Origin of the sequence: Streptomyces sp. HmicA12 (assembly GCF_000373565.1) — a bacterium.
Lineage (GTDB): Bacteria > Actinomycetota > Actinomycetes > Streptomycetales > Streptomycetaceae > Streptomyces.
Map to the genome: position 1 here is coordinate 161372 of NZ_KB891809.1, position 15935 is coordinate 177306.

The 15935-nt window shown below is 71.9% G+C and carries 11 protein-coding genes; 6 read left to right on the plus strand and 5 right to left on the minus strand.

What is annotated here, in order from left to right; all coding sequences use genetic code 11:
* The first annotated feature begins 116 nt into the window (after nt 1-116).
* Together B072_RS0118640 and B072_RS0118645 are read left to right on the plus strand one after the other, a co-directional pair.
* Nucleotides 117-1322: a DUF2201 family putative metallopeptidase gene (locus B072_RS0118640; RefSeq protein ID WP_018531479.1), complete on the plus strand. Its 1206-nt coding sequence runs from the start codon at nt 117-119 to the stop codon at nt 1320-1322.
* A gap of 169 nt (nt 1323-1491) precedes the next feature.
* A complete protein-coding gene (locus B072_RS0118645) occupies nt 1492-2577 on the plus strand; it encodes a hypothetical protein (protein ID WP_018531480.1) in 1086 nt (361 codons plus the stop codon).
* A gap of 107 nt (nt 2578-2684) precedes the next feature.
* Here B072_RS0118645 and B072_RS0118650 read toward each other — a convergent pair whose 3' ends face one another.
* Both B072_RS0118650 and B072_RS0118655 read right to left on the minus strand, forming a co-directional pair.
* A complete protein-coding gene (locus B072_RS0118650; protein WP_018531481.1) occupies nt 2685-4445 on the minus strand; it encodes a TIGR03767 family metallophosphoesterase in 1761 nt (586 codons plus the stop codon).
* Between the two features lie 221 nt (nt 4446-4666).
* The gene (locus B072_RS0118655) at nt 4667-5131 is read right to left on the minus strand and encodes an NUDIX hydrolase (RefSeq protein ID WP_026246002.1); all 465 of its coding nucleotides are present in this window, start codon (nt 5129-5131) and stop codon (nt 4667-4669) included.
* A 369-nt stretch (nt 5132-5500) separates the two neighbouring features.
* Here B072_RS0118655 and B072_RS0118660 point away from each other — a divergent pair, with 369 nt between their 5' ends.
* The gene (locus tag B072_RS0118660) at nt 5501-8836 is read left to right on the plus strand and encodes a S8 family serine peptidase (RefSeq protein ID WP_018531483.1); all 3336 of its coding nucleotides are present in this window, start codon (nt 5501-5503) and stop codon (nt 8834-8836) included.
* Nucleotides 8837-8915: 79 nt separating this feature from the next.
* On the opposite strand, the gene B072_RS43440 is transcribed toward B072_RS0118660, so the two are convergent.
* Nucleotides 8916-9641 carry a hypothetical protein gene (locus B072_RS43440; RefSeq protein ID WP_018531484.1) on the minus strand — a complete coding sequence of 242 codons (726 nt, stop codon included), beginning with the start codon at nt 9639-9641 and terminating at the stop codon, nt 8916-8918.
* Nucleotide 9642: 1 nt separating this feature from the next.
* Nucleotides 9643-10158: a sigma-70 family RNA polymerase sigma factor gene (locus tag B072_RS0118670; RefSeq protein WP_018531485.1), complete on the minus strand. Its 516-nt coding sequence runs from the start codon at nt 10156-10158 to the stop codon at nt 9643-9645.
* 186 nt (nt 10159-10344) lie between these two features.
* On the opposite strand from B072_RS0118670, the gene B072_RS0118675 reads away from it, so the two are divergent.
* Nucleotides 10345-11361: an aspartate-semialdehyde dehydrogenase gene (locus tag B072_RS0118675; protein WP_018531486.1), complete on the plus strand. Its 1017-nt coding sequence runs from the start codon at nt 10345-10347 to the stop codon at nt 11359-11361.
* Nucleotides 11362-11440: 79 nt separating this feature from the next.
* Nucleotides 11441-12619, plus strand: coding sequence for a TerD family protein (locus tag B072_RS0118680; RefSeq protein ID WP_026246003.1), 1179 nt, complete (start codon nt 11441-11443; stop codon nt 12617-12619).
* A gap of 13 nt (nt 12620-12632) precedes the next feature.
* On the opposite strand, the gene B072_RS0118685 is transcribed toward B072_RS0118680, so the two are convergent.
* On the minus strand, nt 12633-13142 hold the full coding sequence (locus B072_RS0118685; protein WP_018531488.1) for a DUF1203 domain-containing protein: 510 nt from the start codon (nt 13140-13142) through the stop codon (nt 12633-12635).
* A 130-nt stretch (nt 13143-13272) separates the two neighbouring features.
* Here B072_RS0118685 and pepN point away from each other — a divergent pair, with 130 nt between their 5' ends.
* Nucleotides 13273-15843, plus strand: coding sequence for an aminopeptidase N (gene pepN, locus B072_RS0118690; protein WP_018531489.1), 2571 nt, complete (start codon nt 13273-13275; stop codon nt 15841-15843).
* The last annotated feature ends 92 nt before the right edge of the window (nt 15844-15935 follow it).

Below are 15935 nucleotides of genomic sequence, written 5' to 3' on the forward strand. Positions count from 1 at the left end.
GGGCCGGCGGGCGGCCGGTACCGCGGCCGCCGCTCAGGCCCGCGCCGCCGCGTCCGGTGCGGGTGGTTCCGCGGACTCCGGAGGCCGGTCCCTCGGATGCCGAACTGCCCTTGGACATGGACAAGTTGCTGACCGCCCGGCTGCACGCCGTGCGGGTACGCCCCTATCTGGCCGCCGCCCTGTTCGCCCTGCACGTGGTGGAGGACCGGGCGGTGCCGACCATGGCGGTGGACCCGTACTGGCGCTGCTACGTCTCCCCCGGGTTCGTGGCCCGCACTCCGGTGGAGGAGCTCGCGGGCGTCTGGGTGCACGAGGTGTCCCATCTGCTCCGGGACCACCACGAGCGGGGCGAGCGGTACGCGCGGGAGCACGGTGAGCACGGGCCGGGCGAGCGACTGCGGCGCAACATCGCCGCCGACTTCGAGATCAACGACGACATCTACGGCGACGGGCTGCCGCTGCCCTCGGGCGCGGCCCTGCCCTCGATGCTGCGGCTGCCCGACGACCTCTTGATGGAGGAGTACCTGCGGTCCGCGTCCATGGCGGGGCTCGCCGCGGACCTGGCCTGGCTGGACTGCGGCAGTGGCGCCGACGGGCAGGCCAGGCCGTGGGAGCTGGGTCCGGACGGCGCGCACGGGCTGACCAGGCAGCAGCGGGACGCGGTGCGGTTCCGGGTCGCCGAGGGGATCAAGGGACGGCCGGGCGACGCGCCGGACGGGTGGCGGCGGTGGGCCGAGGAGGCGTTCCATCCGCCGCAGCCCTGGCGGGAGTTGCTCGGGGCGGCGATCCGCGCGGCGGCGGGGTCGCCCGGGGTCGGTGAGAACCACAGCTACCGGCGCCCGTCCCGGCGGTCGGCGAGCGTGCCGGGGGTGATCCTGCCGAGCCTGCGCCGGATGCCGCCCCGGGTCTGCGTCGTCATCGACACCTCCGGGTCGGTGAGCGACGCCGAACTGGGCAGCGCGCTGCTCGAAGTGGCGGCGATCGCGCGGGCCGTGGGCGGGCGGCGCGATCTGGTGTCGGTGATCTCCTGCGACGCGGCGGCGAACGTCGCCGTGCCGCTGTGCCGGGCCGAGAGTCTGGAGCTCGTCGGGGGCGGCGGAACAGACCTGCGGACCGGGTTCGCGCGGGCCCTGCGGTCCGGGCCCCGGCCGGACGTGATCGTCGCCCTGACCGACGGACAGACACCCTGGCCCTCGGCTCAGCCGCCCTGCCGCACCGTGGTCGGGCTGTTCCCGCGGCCCGGCCGCGCGGTGCACGAGGACGATCCGGATTACGTGCCGGAGTCACCGCCGGACTGGGCCCGAGTCGTCACCCTGGGGTGAGGGCACCGGCGGCGTGTTACCGAATGCGGGCACTCGGAGCCGTAACCCCGTGTGCCGCCAGGGCTTTTCGGCACATCGGGCGGTCAGCTTTAGGGCGATCTTGTCCGGTTTTGTCGACGGGACTGTAACAGCGGTTAGCGGGGCGTTCGGTGGCGGGAACACCCACACCATGAACCACAACACCCCCGCTTCCACCTCCACCCCCTCCCCCCTCGCTCCCCGCCCGCTGCGTCACCTCGTCAAGACCCAGCGGCGCGTCATGAGCGGTACGCAGCTGAAGGCGCACGGGGTCTCCGCCGCCGCCGCGCTGCGGCAGTGCCGCTCGGGCGGGCCCTGGCAGCAGGTGCTGCCGGGGGTGTTCCTGCTCCACCCGGGCCCGCCGACCGGCGAAGAGCGGCTGCACGCGGTGCTGTTGTACGCGGGGCGGGTCCAGGAGCGGGTCACCCCGGTGGACGCCGTGCCGACGCAGCCGTCGGCCGGCGAGGCGCACGCGGCGCCCGCCGTGCCGTACTCCGACGCCATGATCACCGGGCTCGCGGCGCTGACCCTGCACGGCTTCTCGTCCGCTCCCCCGCTGCTCTCGCTCGACCACGTCGACGTCCTCGTACCGCGCACCCGGCGCCTGCGGTCGAACGACTTCGCGCGCCTGGTCCGCTCGGCGGGCCTGCCGACTCCCGTACCGGTCAAGGGAGTTCCGGTGGCGCCGGTGCCCCGGGCCCTCGCGGACGCCGTGGCGCAGCTCGGCGACGCGAACGCGGTGCGACGGCTGCTCACCGAGGCGGTGCGCGGCGGGCATTGCGACCCGGCCTCCGTCGTGAGGGAGTTGACCAGGGCGCGACTGCTGACCCGGCCGCACGTCGTGGACGCCGTCGACTCCCTCCTCGCCGAGGGGCGGGCGATCGCCGAGGAGCGGCTGTACACGATGGTGCGCGAGCACGGGCTTCCGGACCCGGTGTGGAACGTGGACCTGCGACTGCCCGGCGGCCCGCACCTCGGCGGTGTGGACGCGTACTGGCCCGATCAGGCGGTGGCCGTGGAACTCGACACCCGGGCACCGCGCCAGGACGAGGACGCCTTGTGGAGCGAGTACGCCCGTAAGCGCGAGCACTTGGAGCGGCTCGGGATCACGGTCGTCCACCTCACGCCCCGCAAGCTGCGGGACTCGCTCGATCAGCAGGCGGCGGTGGTACGCACCGCGCTGATGGCGTCCGGCGACCGCGATCCTGCGGCGTATGTCGTGGTGCTGCCCCGGTAGTTCCGGTCGTGACGGACCGGTTCGGGGCGGTATCAGGAGGGGAGCGAAGGGGTGGGGCCGCGGGGCGCGGCTCCACCCCTTCGCACGTGCGGACCGTGCCCGCCGGCTCAGCCCTTGCGCAGCAGTAGTTCGGTGTTCCGGTCGCCCGCGGTGCCGGACAGGGTCGCCCTGGATCCCGGTGCGTTGAAGGCGAGTTCGCGGTAGAGGGCGGCCAGCCCGGTCTGGGTGAGGTCGGTGAAGTCGGTGCGGTGCGGGGCCGCGGACTCGATGAGTGTGGTGAAGAGGGAGAGCGTGCCGTCGTGGTTGTCGGCGATCTCGATGATGCGCGCGAGTTGGGGGAAGTCGACGTGGGAGGCCGTGGAGATCTCCCAGAATCCGCCGGGGCCCTCCGCGGCCGGGTGCGGGGTGATGGCGTTCTTGTGGCTGTGGCCGTTGACCCAGGCCAGGACGGGCCGGTGCCGGGCGAGCAGGTCCGCGATCTCCTGGCCGCCGTGGCGCTTCTCGCCGGGGTGGTGCGGGTCCTCGCGGAGGTTGCGCATCGTCCCGCTGGTGTGGTGGGAGAAGACGACGACGTGGTCGCCGTCCTTGGCCGCCGCCTTCAACTGGCGCTCCAGCCAGGCGAGCTGGGTGGCGCCGAGGGAGCCCTCGTAGTGGCCGCCGGGGTCCGTCGTGTCGAGGCTGATGCCGATGACGTCGTCCGAGATCCGGAACGTGTAGTACTGGGTCGCCGACGCGAGGTTGGCCCGGGTGTAGCCGTGGCCGACCGGGCCGGGGCCGGTGTGCGCCGGGTCGAGGTGGGCGGCGAGGTACTCGGTGGGGGTGAAGGGGGCGCGGGACTCGTCGGGGGTGACCGGGCGCATGTGGCGGGCCTGGCTCTTCAGCAGCGCCTTGAACGCCTCGCCCTTCGGGTCGCCGCCGCTCTTGACGTTGTCCCAGATCGCCTTGCCGGTGGCCGCGGGGAGTTCCATCAGCTTCCGTCCCCCGACCGCCAGTTCGGCGAGGAAGCCGTCGCCGGGCGCGTAGCAGCCGCCGGGCAGCGCGTCGTGGTTGCCGACCGTGGAGTACCAGGGCAGGTTGAGGCCCGGGCTGCGCAGTTCGGAGATCGCGGCGGCGAGGAAGCCGTCGACGCGGGGGAAGTGGTGGTCGCGCTTGTCGGTGTCGCGCAGGGGCGCGTCCGGGTGCCAGTACAGGGGCAGGCCGCTGTTCTGGACGCCCTCGTAGTGGCGGGGGTCACCGGTGTTGGGGGTGATCCGGCCGCCGCTCATCGCGGTGAGGAACCAGTCGAGTTCGGAGCGGGCGTTGTTGTCGGTGTTGTCGCCCGTCGTCATCACGAAGTGCAGTGGCGAGGCGGTGACGGGGGCGCCGCGCAGGGCGTTGACGCGTTCGACGAGGGCGACCGCGCCGGCCACCGAGAGCGCCTCCTGCGGGCGCCAGGCACTCGCCGTCTGCGCCCTCAAGTACTCGTAGCGCAGCGGGTGCTGTACGTCGACCAGGTGCAGGTCGGTGAACTGGACGAAGGCGGCGAGCGCCGTGCGGCGGGCCTCGCGTCCCGGCTTCGGTCCGCCCAGCTCGGAACGGACGGCGCGCTGCCAGGCCGGGCCGTCGCCGAGGCGCCGGAAGCCGGTGCCGCGCGGGGCGGCGACCGAGGCGAGGGTGGTGCCGCGGGTGTACGGGGCGAGCGGGGCGGCGGGGGCCTGGCGGGACACGGCCCGCACGGGTACGGGCGCGGGTCCGGCGGCGGCCTCGTGCCCGCCCGGGCCCAGGGCGTATCCGATGCCGGCGGTCAGCGTCACCGCGCCGGTCGCGGCGAGGAACGTACGGCGGTCGAGTTCTGCGGCGGCCTTGGTGACAGAGCGTGTGCGCGACATGGCGCGGTCTCCCCGAGTGCGAACGCGTCGACAGTGGCGGCCGGGCGGCGGTGCGTCGAACTGCCCGTCCGTACTGGATCGTTGGCATCGGGGGTGGCCTGTGCGTTAACGGCGACGCAACGCGCAGCGCCGATCACGGTACGTGGATCACCGGAGGGATGCGCCGGGTCCGCGATGTCATGCGCGGGTGGGTGACCGGCGAACTCGCCGTCACGCTGCGTTCACTTCGCGGGGAAGGCGGCCCGGATGTGGCCGTCGCGCGGGCGCTCGCGCCACAGGGTGAGTCCCACGTCGACGAGTTCGACGCGGGGCAGATCGACGACGGCCGCGAGGTCGTGCCAGGCGGCCATGTCGGTGGATCCGTTCTCCTCGTGGCGCAGGGTGCCGCCGGTGATCTCGCCCTCGTAGACGAGACGCAGTCCGTGGAAGTCGGCGATCTTGCCGAGCTTGCGGGGGTAGCGGCGCAGCACGGAGTGGACGCCGAGCAGGGTGCCGGGGGCGAGGGCGTAACCCGTCTCCTCGTCGACCTCGCGGATCACGGTGTCGTACGGGTCCTCGCCGTGGTCCATGCCGCCGCCGGGCAGCGTCCAGCGCCTGCTGCCGTCGCCCGCGATCCAGCGGGCCAGGAGGACCTGTCCGTCGCGCACGCACACGGCGTACGCCGCCACCCTCAGCTCTTTGTGCATCCCCTGACGCTAGAGGCATCCGGGCCGGTGCGCATGGGGATGGCGGGCTTTGTCCCCTCGCCTCGATGGCCTCTTGCCCTGCGATGGGGCGCCTATGGGGTGGGTGTACGGATTCGCGGGCGAGTGCGGGTTGTGTGGGCTTCTCGCGCCGTTCCCCGCGCCCCTGGCGGGGCGTTCCTTAGCCACCTTTATAGGGATTTGGTCGGCATGGCGTATGGCGGGATTACGCCATGGCCTTATCCCGCCTCGGGCAACTCTCCCCAAACTGTGCTCACTTAAGTAAAGCTGAGCGGTCATCCGGCACCGAATTCCGGAGCCTTTCCGATCGTCGATCGCCGATCGTCCTCACCTTCACGTACAGGGATGCAGATGACCCCCGATCCCCAGCGCGCACCGATATCCGGCGCGAGACGCGCGGCCCGACTCGCGGCCGCCGCGGGCCTCGTGGCCGCGCTCACCGCGGCCGGGCCGATACCCATGGCCCTCGCGGCGGACTCCGGTTCCGCACCGGCCGCCGACCCCGCCGTCAAGGCGGGCAGCGACAAGCTCGGCTCGCAGGACGCCGAACTGCTCGCCGACGCCAAGGCGGACGGCAAGAAGAACGTGACCGTCATGGTCGCCACCGCCCCCGGCAAGACGGAGGAAGTCGCCTCGCAGCTCGACTCCGTCAAGGGCGGCTCCGTGGGCCGCACCTACGACAAGCTCGGCTACGTCCGGGCGACGCTGCCCACCGGCAGGGCCGAGGCCGCCATCAAGGGCGCCGAGAAGCTCGACTCCGTGCTCGGCATCGACCTGCGCCAGGAGATCGCGCTCGACGACCCGACGCCGACCGCGGACACCGCGAAGGGCGCCAAGGGCTCGAAGGGCTCCGCCTCCGGTTCGTACAGCGGGCCCGGCAAGAACACCCCCGAGAAGAACCCGTACAACCCGTCCTTCGAGACGGGCGCCGTCGACTTCGTGAAGGACAACCCGAAGGCCGACGGGCGCGGTGTCACCATCGGCATCCTCGACTCGGGCGTGGACCTCGGTCACCCGGCGCTGCAGAAGACCACCACCGGCGAGCGCAAGATCGTCGACTGGGTCACCTCGACCGACCCGATCGTGGACGGCGACGCGACCTGGCGGGCGATGGTCACCCAGGTCTCCGGCCCGACGTTCACGTACGGCGGCCGCACCTGGAAGGCGAAGGCGGGCTCGTACGGCATCAGCACCTTCTCGGAGTCGGCCACCACCGGCGGTGACGCCAAGGGCGACGCGAACCGGGACGGCGACACCACCGACAAGTGGGGCGTGCTGTACGACGCGGCCGCGGGCACGGTGACCGTCGACCTGAACGACAACGGCGACTTCACCGACGACACCCCGATGAAGCCGTACAAGGACGGCTACCAGATCGGCTACTTCGGCAAGGACGACCCGTCCACCGACGTCGTCGAGCGCCAGCCGTTCGTCGTGGAGATCCGCAAGGACGTCCCGATGGACCCGTACGGCGGCGACTGGGTCGGCCAGAAGCGCGACTTCGTCAACATCGGTGTCATCGAGTCCGAGCACGGCACGCACGTCGCGGGCATCACCGCGGCCAACTCCCTGTTCGGCAACAAGAACATGAACGGTGCCGCCCCCGGCGCCAAGATCGTCTCCTCGCGGGCCTGCACCTGGTCCGGCGGCTGCACCAACGTCGCGCTCACCGAGGGCATGATCGACCTCGTCACCAAGCGCGGCGTCGACATCGTGAACATGTCGATCGGCGGTCTGCCGGCGCTGAACGACGGCAACAACGCCCGCTCGCTGCTGTACACGCGGCTCATCGACGACTACGGCGTCCAGCTCGTGATCTCGGCGGGCAACTCGGGCCCCGGCGCGAACACCATCGGTGACCCGGGCCTGGCCGACAAGGTCGTCTCGGTCGGTGCCTCGATCTCCAAGGACACCTGGGCCTCCAACTACGGCTCCCAGGTGGAGAAGTCGTACGCGATGATGCCCTTCTCCTCGCGCGGTCCGCGGGAGGACGGCGGCTTCACGCCGACCATCACCGCGCCGGGCGCGGCGATCAACACCACCCAGACCTGGCTGCCCGGTGCTCCGGTCGCCGAGGCGGGCTACTCCCTGCCGGCCGGCTACTCGATGCTGCAGGGCACGTCGATGGCGTCCCCGCAGGCCGCCGGTGCCTCCGCGCTGCTGCTGTCCGCCGCCAAGCGCGCGCACGTCGACCTGACCCCGGCGAAGCTGCGCACCGCGCTGACCTCGACCGCGGACCACATCAAGGGCGAGCAGGCGTACGCCGAGGGCTCCGGCCTCATCGACATCGAGGACGCCTGGCACTCCATCCGGCACGGGGCGAGCGCGCACACGTACACCGTGAAGGCGCCCGTCGACACCGCGATCGACGACGCGCTCGCGACGCCGGGCTTCGGCACGGGCATCTACGACCGCGAGGGCGGCCTGAAGGCCGGCCAGCGCAAGACGTACGACGTCACCATCACGCGTACGTCGGGCTCGGCCAAGCCGGTGCTGCACAAGCTGTCGCTGAAGAACAACTCCGGTGACACCTTCGCCATCGCGGGCTCCAGCTGGGTGGTGCTCCCGCTGAACAAGGCCGTCACCGTGAAGGTGCAGGCCAGGCCGGAGTCGGCCGGGCTGCGCAGCGCGATCCTCCAGGTCGACGACCCTAAGACCGAGGGCGTGGACCAGCAGGTCATGGCGACGGTCGTCGTCTCGACGCCGATCGCGAAGCCGTCGTACACCTTCTCCGCGAAGGGCTCGGTGCAGCGCAACAGCACCACGTCGTACTTCGTGACGGTGCCCGAGGGCGCCAAGTCGCTCCAGGTGGCGATGAGCGGTCTCAAGGCCACGAGCCAGACCCGGTTCATCTCCATCCACCCGTACGGTGTGCCGGTCGACGACACGTCGACGCCGAGCTGCTACCCGAACTACAACAACCCGGCCAACACCTGCCGCCCGGACCTGCGTTCGTACGCGGACCCGCAGGCCGGTGTCTGGGAGATCGAGGTCGAGGCGCGCCGTACGTCGCCGCTGCTCGACAACCCGTACACGCTGGGCGTCTCCGTCCTGGGCGCCGCGTTCGACCCGGCCGTGCAGACGGTCCCCGAGGCCAAGGTCGGTACCCCGGCCGACGTCTCGTGGAAGGTCACGAACAACTTCGCGGCCATCAGCGGCGGCAAGCTGCAGGGCGGTGCGCTCGGCTCGTCGAAGTCGGCGCGGCCCAGCATCGCGCAGGGCGCCACGCAGACCTCCGAGGTCGTCGTGCCCGAGGGCGCGGAGAAGCTCGCCGTCTCGATCGGCAACGTCTCCGACAAGTCGGCCGACCTCGACCTGACGGTGTACGACGCCGCGGGCAACCAGGTCGCGCAGTCCGCGGACGGCGACTCCGAGGAGGCGGTGACGGTCACCAAGCCGGCCGCCGGCACGTACACCGTCGAGATCGTCGGTTACTCGGTGCCGTCCGGTTCGACCGACTACGACTACGCGGACGTCTTCTTCTCGCCGGCCCTCGGCTCGGTGACGGTCGACGACTCGAAGCCGGTCTCGCTGGCCACCGGCGCGTCCACCACGGTGACCGCGAAGGTCACGGCGGCCGCCGCGGCTCCGGAGGGCCGTGAGTTCTTCGGTGAGGTGCAGCTCGTGAACGAGCGCGGTGTCGTCGCCGGCACCGGCAGCGTGAAGATCGAGAAGGTCACTCCGTAAGGTTCCGGGTGGCTTGAGCGAGGGGCGGACGCCGTCGGCGTCCGCCCCTCTTTCCGTTCTTCCCGTTCTTTCCGTTCCTTCAGTGGCCGGGGCCCTCGCAGGCGAGGCCGTCGGCGCCGGGCAGCGCTGCGCGGATGCCGTCGCGCGCGTCCTGCACACCCCGGCCGGTCTCCCAGTCCTGCCGGTCCTCCGGACGCACGGGCGTGCGGATCAGCGTGTACGTGCCGGGCTTCAGGTCCTCCTTCGCCAGGCCGTCCAGGGTCACGGCGAACGTGGGGTGTTCCGCGACCGAGCGCTCGGGACGGTAGTAGCGCTTCACCTTGAGCACGACGCGCACGTCGCCGTCGGCGCGCGGCGTGACGCTGACCACCCGGCCCTCGACGAGCACCTTGGAGCAGGCGATGTGCATCTGCGGCGAGGAGACGTCGTCACCGGCCGAGCCCTTGCCCTTGCTGTCGGAGGCCGCCGCCTTGTCGCTGTCTCCGCTGTCGCTGCTGATACCGCCGCCCACTCCGGGCGCGTTCACGCCGAGCCACACCAGGCCGCCGACGAACGAGGCCGCGCAGGCCACGGCCACCGCGCCGAACGCGATCCGCAGCGGGCGGCGGGTCCGCGCGGGGCGTTTCACCGGTACCGGCTCCGGCTTCGGGGCGGGGCGGGCGGCGAGTGCGTCGCCGAGGCCGCGCACCTGCTCCCGCAGCAGCGCGACGTCCGCGGCGATGTCCGCGGCCTCCGGATCGCCGTCCGGCAGCGGTTCCCCGGCGATGGCCAGCATCAGCAGCTGATCCTCACGGTTCGCGTCCACGTCAGACCACCTCCTGTTCGTGCAGCCGGGCCCTGAGCATCCGCACCGCCGTGTGCAGGCGGCTCTTGACGGTGCCCTCGGGCACACCGAGCTCGACCGCTATGTCCCGGACCGGCAGATCGGCGTAGAACCGCAGCACGACCACCTGCCGCTGCGGGTCCGGGAGCTGGTCGAGGCCCTGGGCGACGGCGAGGGAGAGCACCCGGGTCTCGGCGGCGTCCCGCGCGTCCTCCTGGCGCAGCGAGGCGAGCCGCTCCCCGAGCCGGTCCTGGCGCCGCCTGGCCCGGTGCCAGTCCATGGCGAGGTTCGAGGCGACGACCGCCGCCCACGCGGAGACGTCGCGCGGCGCCTCCTGCCCCTTCGCCGCCCGTTCCAGGAGCCGCAGCCGCACCTGCTGCACCCCGTCCGGCAGGTCCGCGTACGGCACCCCGCCCAGTGACAGGACGGCCCGCACCCGGTCCTCGACGGCCGCGTCCAGGGGGTCGTCCGGCCGACCCCTGGTTTTTCTGCGCAGCACTGCCCCTCCCCTCCCCGCGTGTGACCTACGACGCGCGAGGCACCGGAAACGTTCGCGGGAATCCGTGATCCGGCTGTGGTGAACCCCACGCGTCCCGCACCTCGGACAATCGATTGGACAAGCCGGGCCTGGACAGACGCATCATTGAGTGGCACCCCGCCGCTTGTGTACGTACGGAGGAACCCTGTGAAGGTCGGAATCGTCGGAGCCACCGGTCAGGTCGGCACGGTCATGCGGAAGATCCTGGTCGAGCGGGACTTCCCGATCGAGGAGCTGCGCCTGTTCGCCTCGGCGCGCAGCGCGGGCAAGACCCTGGACGGCGTGACGATCGAGGACGCGGCGACGGCCGACTACACGGGCCTGGACATCGTCCTGTTCTCCGCCGGCGGCGCCACCTCCAAGGCCCTCGCCGAGAAGGTCGCCTCGCAGGGTGCCGTCGTGATCGACAACTCCTCCGCCTGGCGCAAGGACCCCGAGGTGCCGCTCGTGGTCGCCGAGGTGAACGCGCACGCGATCACCGACCGCCCCAAGGGCATCATCGCCAACCCGAACTGCACGACGATGGCCGCGATGCCGGTCCTGCGTCCCCTGCACGACGAGGCGGGCCTCGAAGCGCTGATCGTCGCCACGTACCAGGCGGTCTCGGGTTCGGGCCTCGCGGGCGTCGCCGAGCTGCACGGCCAGGCGCAGAAGGTCGTCGCGGACGCCGACAAGCTCACCCACGACGGCGGCGCGGTCGACTTCCCCGAGCCGGACGTCTACAAGCGCCCCATCGCCTTCAACGTCCTCCCGCTCGCCGGCTCCATCGTGGACGACGGCCTGCACGAGACGGACGAGGAGCAGAAGCTCCGCAACGAGTCGCGGAAGATCCTGGAGATCCCCGCGCTCAAGGTCTCCGGCACCTGTGTGCGCGTCCCGGTCTTCTCCGGCCACTCCCTGCAGATCAACGCCCGCTTCGCGCGGCCGATCAGCGTGGAGCGCGCGACCGAGCTGCTCGGTGGGGCGCCCGGCGTCGCGCTCTCCGAGATCCCGACCCCCCTTGAGGCCGCGGGCCAGGACCCGTCCTTCGTGGGCCGCATCCGCGCGGACGAGACGGTGGACAACGGGCTTGCGCTCTTCGTCTCCAACGACAACCTGCGCAAGGGCGCGGCCCTGAACGCGGTGCAGATCGCGGAGCTGGTCGCCGCCGAGCTCAAGGGCTGACAGCGGCAGCGCCGGGCCGCGCGAACCGAGCTGCGCGAAACGGCTCACTTCGCCGTGGAGCTTGTGTGAAGATCCCGCCATGACCGAGATGTCCAAGGGCGGCAATCTTCCCGTTCCCTCCACGGCTCTGCATGTGGCAGTGGTCTGGCAGCAGGGGCCCGGGATTCCGGATGTGGACGTCTCGGCCCTGCTGCTCGACGCGGCGGGCCGCGTCCGTGGCGACGCCGACCTCGTCTTCTACAACCAGCCCGCGCACCCGTCGAACGCCGTGCGTCACCTCGGCAGGGGGCAGGACCCCGGCGGTACGGGTGCCGACTGGATCTGGCTCGACCTGGCGGCCGTGGAGCCCGGGGTGGAGCGGGTCGTGGTCGCCGCCTCCGCCGACGGCGAAACGTTCGGCCGGATACCCGGGCTCGCCGTCCACGCCGCGATCCCGCAGGGCGCCACGGTCGCCTCCTTCGCCATCGGCGACGCGACCACGGAGACGGCCTTCGTCTTCGGCGAGTTCTACCGCAGGAACGGCTCCTGGAAGTTCCGGGCCGTCGGCCAGGGCTATGCCTCGGGGCTCGCCGGCCTCGCGACGGACTTCGGGATCGGCATCGAGGACGAGTCGAGCGCGCCGCCGCCGGCCCCCGCCCCGTTCCCGCCACCGATGCCCGCGCCGCCGCAGGAGGGCCCCGGCAGTCCGGCCGAACTCGCGGTCGCCTTCCCCCCGTTCGTCACCCAGGGCACGGGCAAGCAGCGCGTCACCTGCCCGCCGTCCCTGCCGCCCGGCTGCCGGGTCGTGGTCGAGATCGAGTGCCGCGACAGCATCTCGGTCGCCGTCAGCGCGTGCGACGCGTACGGACGCAGTGGCGAGACGCTGCTGGCCGCCTACGAGGACGAGGTGCACGGCCGGACCGTGGCCACCGTCCCCGACGACCGGCCGCTGACCCTGCTCGTCGAGGCCGACACCCCGTGGCAGCTGCGGGTGCTGCCGCTCGGCCACGCCCGCCGCCTCGACCACACGCTGCACGGCAGCGGCGCGGACCTGCTGGTGTACCCGGGCGGTCCGGGCGTGCTGTCCTTCGCGCACCAGGGCGAGAGCAACTTCACCGTCTGGCACCGCTTCCGCTCCACCGACCCGGACTGGCCGCACGACGACGAGGACCTCCTGGTCAACGAGGTCGGCCGGCTCGACGTCCTGGCCCCGGTCCAGGGACCGGGGCTGCTGCTCGTGGCGGCGGACGGCCCCTGGCAGATCTCGGTGGGCGGCTGACGGCCTCCACCCCTTACGCGGGCCGGGGCACCGCGAAGTGCAGGCACCCGTACTCCACCGCCCGTACGTGCACGAGCACCACCTCCGGGTCGGCGAACGCCTCGTCGAGGGCCGCGTCGAGGGCGGCCGCCGGGTCGGCCGGAAGCTCCAGGAGCGCGCCGCCCGCGATGTGCCCGCGCGCGTCGTAGCGGCGCAGGGCGCGCAGGGCGCCGGTGCGGGTGAAGGGATAGCCGTGGCGGTCCGGGTCCGGGCCGCCGCAGTCCTCGGCGTGGAGGAAGACCGGGCCCTGTTCGTCGTACGCGCCCGGGGTCGCGCCGGTCTCGGCGGCCCAGCGGCGCAGCGGCGCGTACGCGACGAGGGCGATGCGCTCGCCCTCCTCGACGGGGCGCAGGCAGCAGCGCAGCGGGGAACCCGCGTCGTCCGCGGTCGCGGGGTACGGGACGCAAGGGCGGCCCGCGTCGTCGACGTCGCGGAGCTCCTTGAGAGCGGTGGGATCGACGGGCTGTGCGGTGTACCTGGTCATGCCCTCCACGGTCCCGCGCGGCGGGCCTGTTCACCGGCGGAAAACGGACATCGCCATCGGGTACCCCGCGTGGAAGGATGGCCGGAAACGTCACAAACGTAGAACACAGACCGCACTAGGAGATGACCGCGTGCCTGGCACCAATCTGACCCGAGAAGAGGCGCAGCAGCGGGCGAAGCTGCTCACCGTTGACTCTTACGAGATCGATCTCGACCTCTCCGGCGCGCAGGAGGGCGGCACGTTCCGGTCCGCGACCACCGTGCGCTTCGACAGCGCGGAGGCGGGCGCCGAGACGTTCATCGATCTGATCGCGGACGCGGTGCACGAGGTGGTGCTGAACGGGCACTCGCTCGATGTCGCCGCCGTCTTCCGTGACTCGCGGATCGCGCTGAAGCGCCTGGAGTCGGGGCCGAACGAGCTGCGGGTCGTGGCCGACTGCGCGTACACGAACACGGGTGAGGGGCTGCACCGGTTCGTCGACCCGGTCGACCAACAGGCCTACCTGTACACGCAGTTCGAGGTGCCGGACGCGCGGCGCGTGTTCGCCAGCTTCGAGCAGCCGGACCTCAAGGGCACCTTCCAGTTCACGGTGAAGGCGCCGAGCGGCTGGACCGTCATCTCCAACTCGCCGACGCCCGAGCCCAAGGACGACGTCTGGCACTTCGAGCCGACGCCGCGCATCTCCTCGTACATCACGGCCCTGATCGTCGGCCCGTACCACTCCGTGCACTCGTCGTACGAGGGCCCGGGCGGGCAGAGCGTGCCGCTCGGCATCTACTGCCGTCCCTCGCTCGCCGAGTTCCTCGACTCGGACGCGATCTTCGCGGTGACGCGGCAGGGATTCGCCTGGTTCCAGGAGAAGTTCGACTACGCGTACCCGTTCGCCAAGTACGACCAGCTCTTCGTGCCCGAGTTCAACGCGGGGGCGATGGAGAACGCGGGCGCGGTCACCATCCGCGACCAGTACGTGTTCCGGTCGAAGGTGACGGACGCCGCGTACGAGGTGCGCGCCGAGACGATCCTGCACGAGCTCGCCCACATGTGGTTCGGCGACCTCGTCACGATGGAGTGGTGGAACGACCTCTGGCTGAACGAGTCGTTCGCGACGTACACCTCCATCGCCTGCCAGGCGTACGCGCCGGACTCGCGCTGGCCGCACTCGTGGACGACGTTCGCCAACTCCATGAAGACGTGGGCGTACCGGCAGGACCAACTGCCGTCCACGCACCCGATCATGGCCGAGATCAACGACCTCGACGACGTGCTCGTCAACTTCGACGGGATCACGTACGCGAAGGGCGCCTCGGTCCTGAAGCAGCTCGTCGCGTATGTCGGCATGGACGAGTTCTTCCAGGGCGTGCAGGCGTACTTCAAGCGGCACGCGTTCGGGAACACCCGCCTGTCCGACCTGCTCGGCGCGCTCGAGGAGACCAGCGGCCGGGACCTGAAGGCCTGGTCGAAGGCGTGGCTGGAGACGGCCGGCATCAACATCCTGCGTCCCGAGATCGAGACGGACGAGCACGGTGTCATCACCTCGTTCGCGATCCGGCAGGAGGCCCCGGCCCTGCCCGCCGGCGCGAAGGGCGAGCCGACGCTGCGGCCGCACCGGATCGCCGTCGGCCTCTACGACCTCGATGACGACAGCGGCAAGCTGCTGCGCGGCGAGCGGATCGAACTCGACGTCACCGCGAGCGAGTCGACGCAGGTTCCGCAGCTGGTCGGCAAGCGGCGTCCGGCCGTCGTGCTGCTCAACGACGACGACCTGTCGTACGCCAAGGTCCGCCTCGACGAGGAGTCCCTCGCCTTCGTCACGCAGCACCTCGGCGACTTCGAGGCGTCCCTGCCGCGCGCCCTGTGCTGGGCCTCCGCCTGGGACATGACCCGCGACGCCGAGCTGTCCGCCAGCGCCTATCTGGACCTGGTGCTCAGCGGGGTCGGCAAGGAGTCCGACATCGGCGTGGTCCAGTCGCTGCACCGGCAGGTGAAGCTGGCCCTCGACCTGTACGCGGCCCCGGCCCACCGCGACGCGCTGCTGACCCGCTGGACGGACGCGACGCTGGCCCACCTGCGCACCGCCGAGCCGGGCAGCGACCACCAGCTGGCGTGGGCCCGCGCCTTCGCGGCGACGGCCCGCACGCCGGAGCAACTCGACGTGTTGGACGCCCTGTTGGAGGGTTCGCAGACCATCGAGGGGCTCGCCGTCGACACTGAGCTGCGCTGGGCGTTCGTGCAGCGGCTCGCGGCGGTGGGGCGGTTCGACGAGACGGAGATCACCGCCGAGTACGAGCGGGACAGGACCGCCGCGGGTGAACGGCACGCGGCGACCGCGCGTGCGGCGCGGCCGACGCCCGAGGCCAAGGCCGAGGCGTGGGCCTCCGTCGTGGAGTCGGACCAGCTGCCGAACGCGGTGCAGGAAGCCGTCATCGGCGGGTTCGTCCAGACCGACCAGCGGGAGCTGCTCGCGCCGTACACCGAGAAGTACTTCACCTCGCTCAAGGGCGTGTGGGAGTCCCGGTCGCACGAGATGGCGCAGCAGGTCGCGATCGGTCTCTACCCGTCGGTCCAGGTCTCCGAGGAGACGCTGGCCGCGACGGACTCCTGGCTGGCCTCGGCCGAGCCGAGCGCGGCGCTGCGGCGTCTCGTCTCCGAGTCCCGCGCGGGCGTGGAGCGCGCCCTCAAGGCGCAGGGCGCGGACGCGTAGGCGCCTTTTCGTCCGCCGGGCCGGGCGCCGTTCGCGGCGTCCGGCCCGGTGGGGCTTCTCGCGCAGTTCCCCGCGCCCCTGAGATGCGCGCT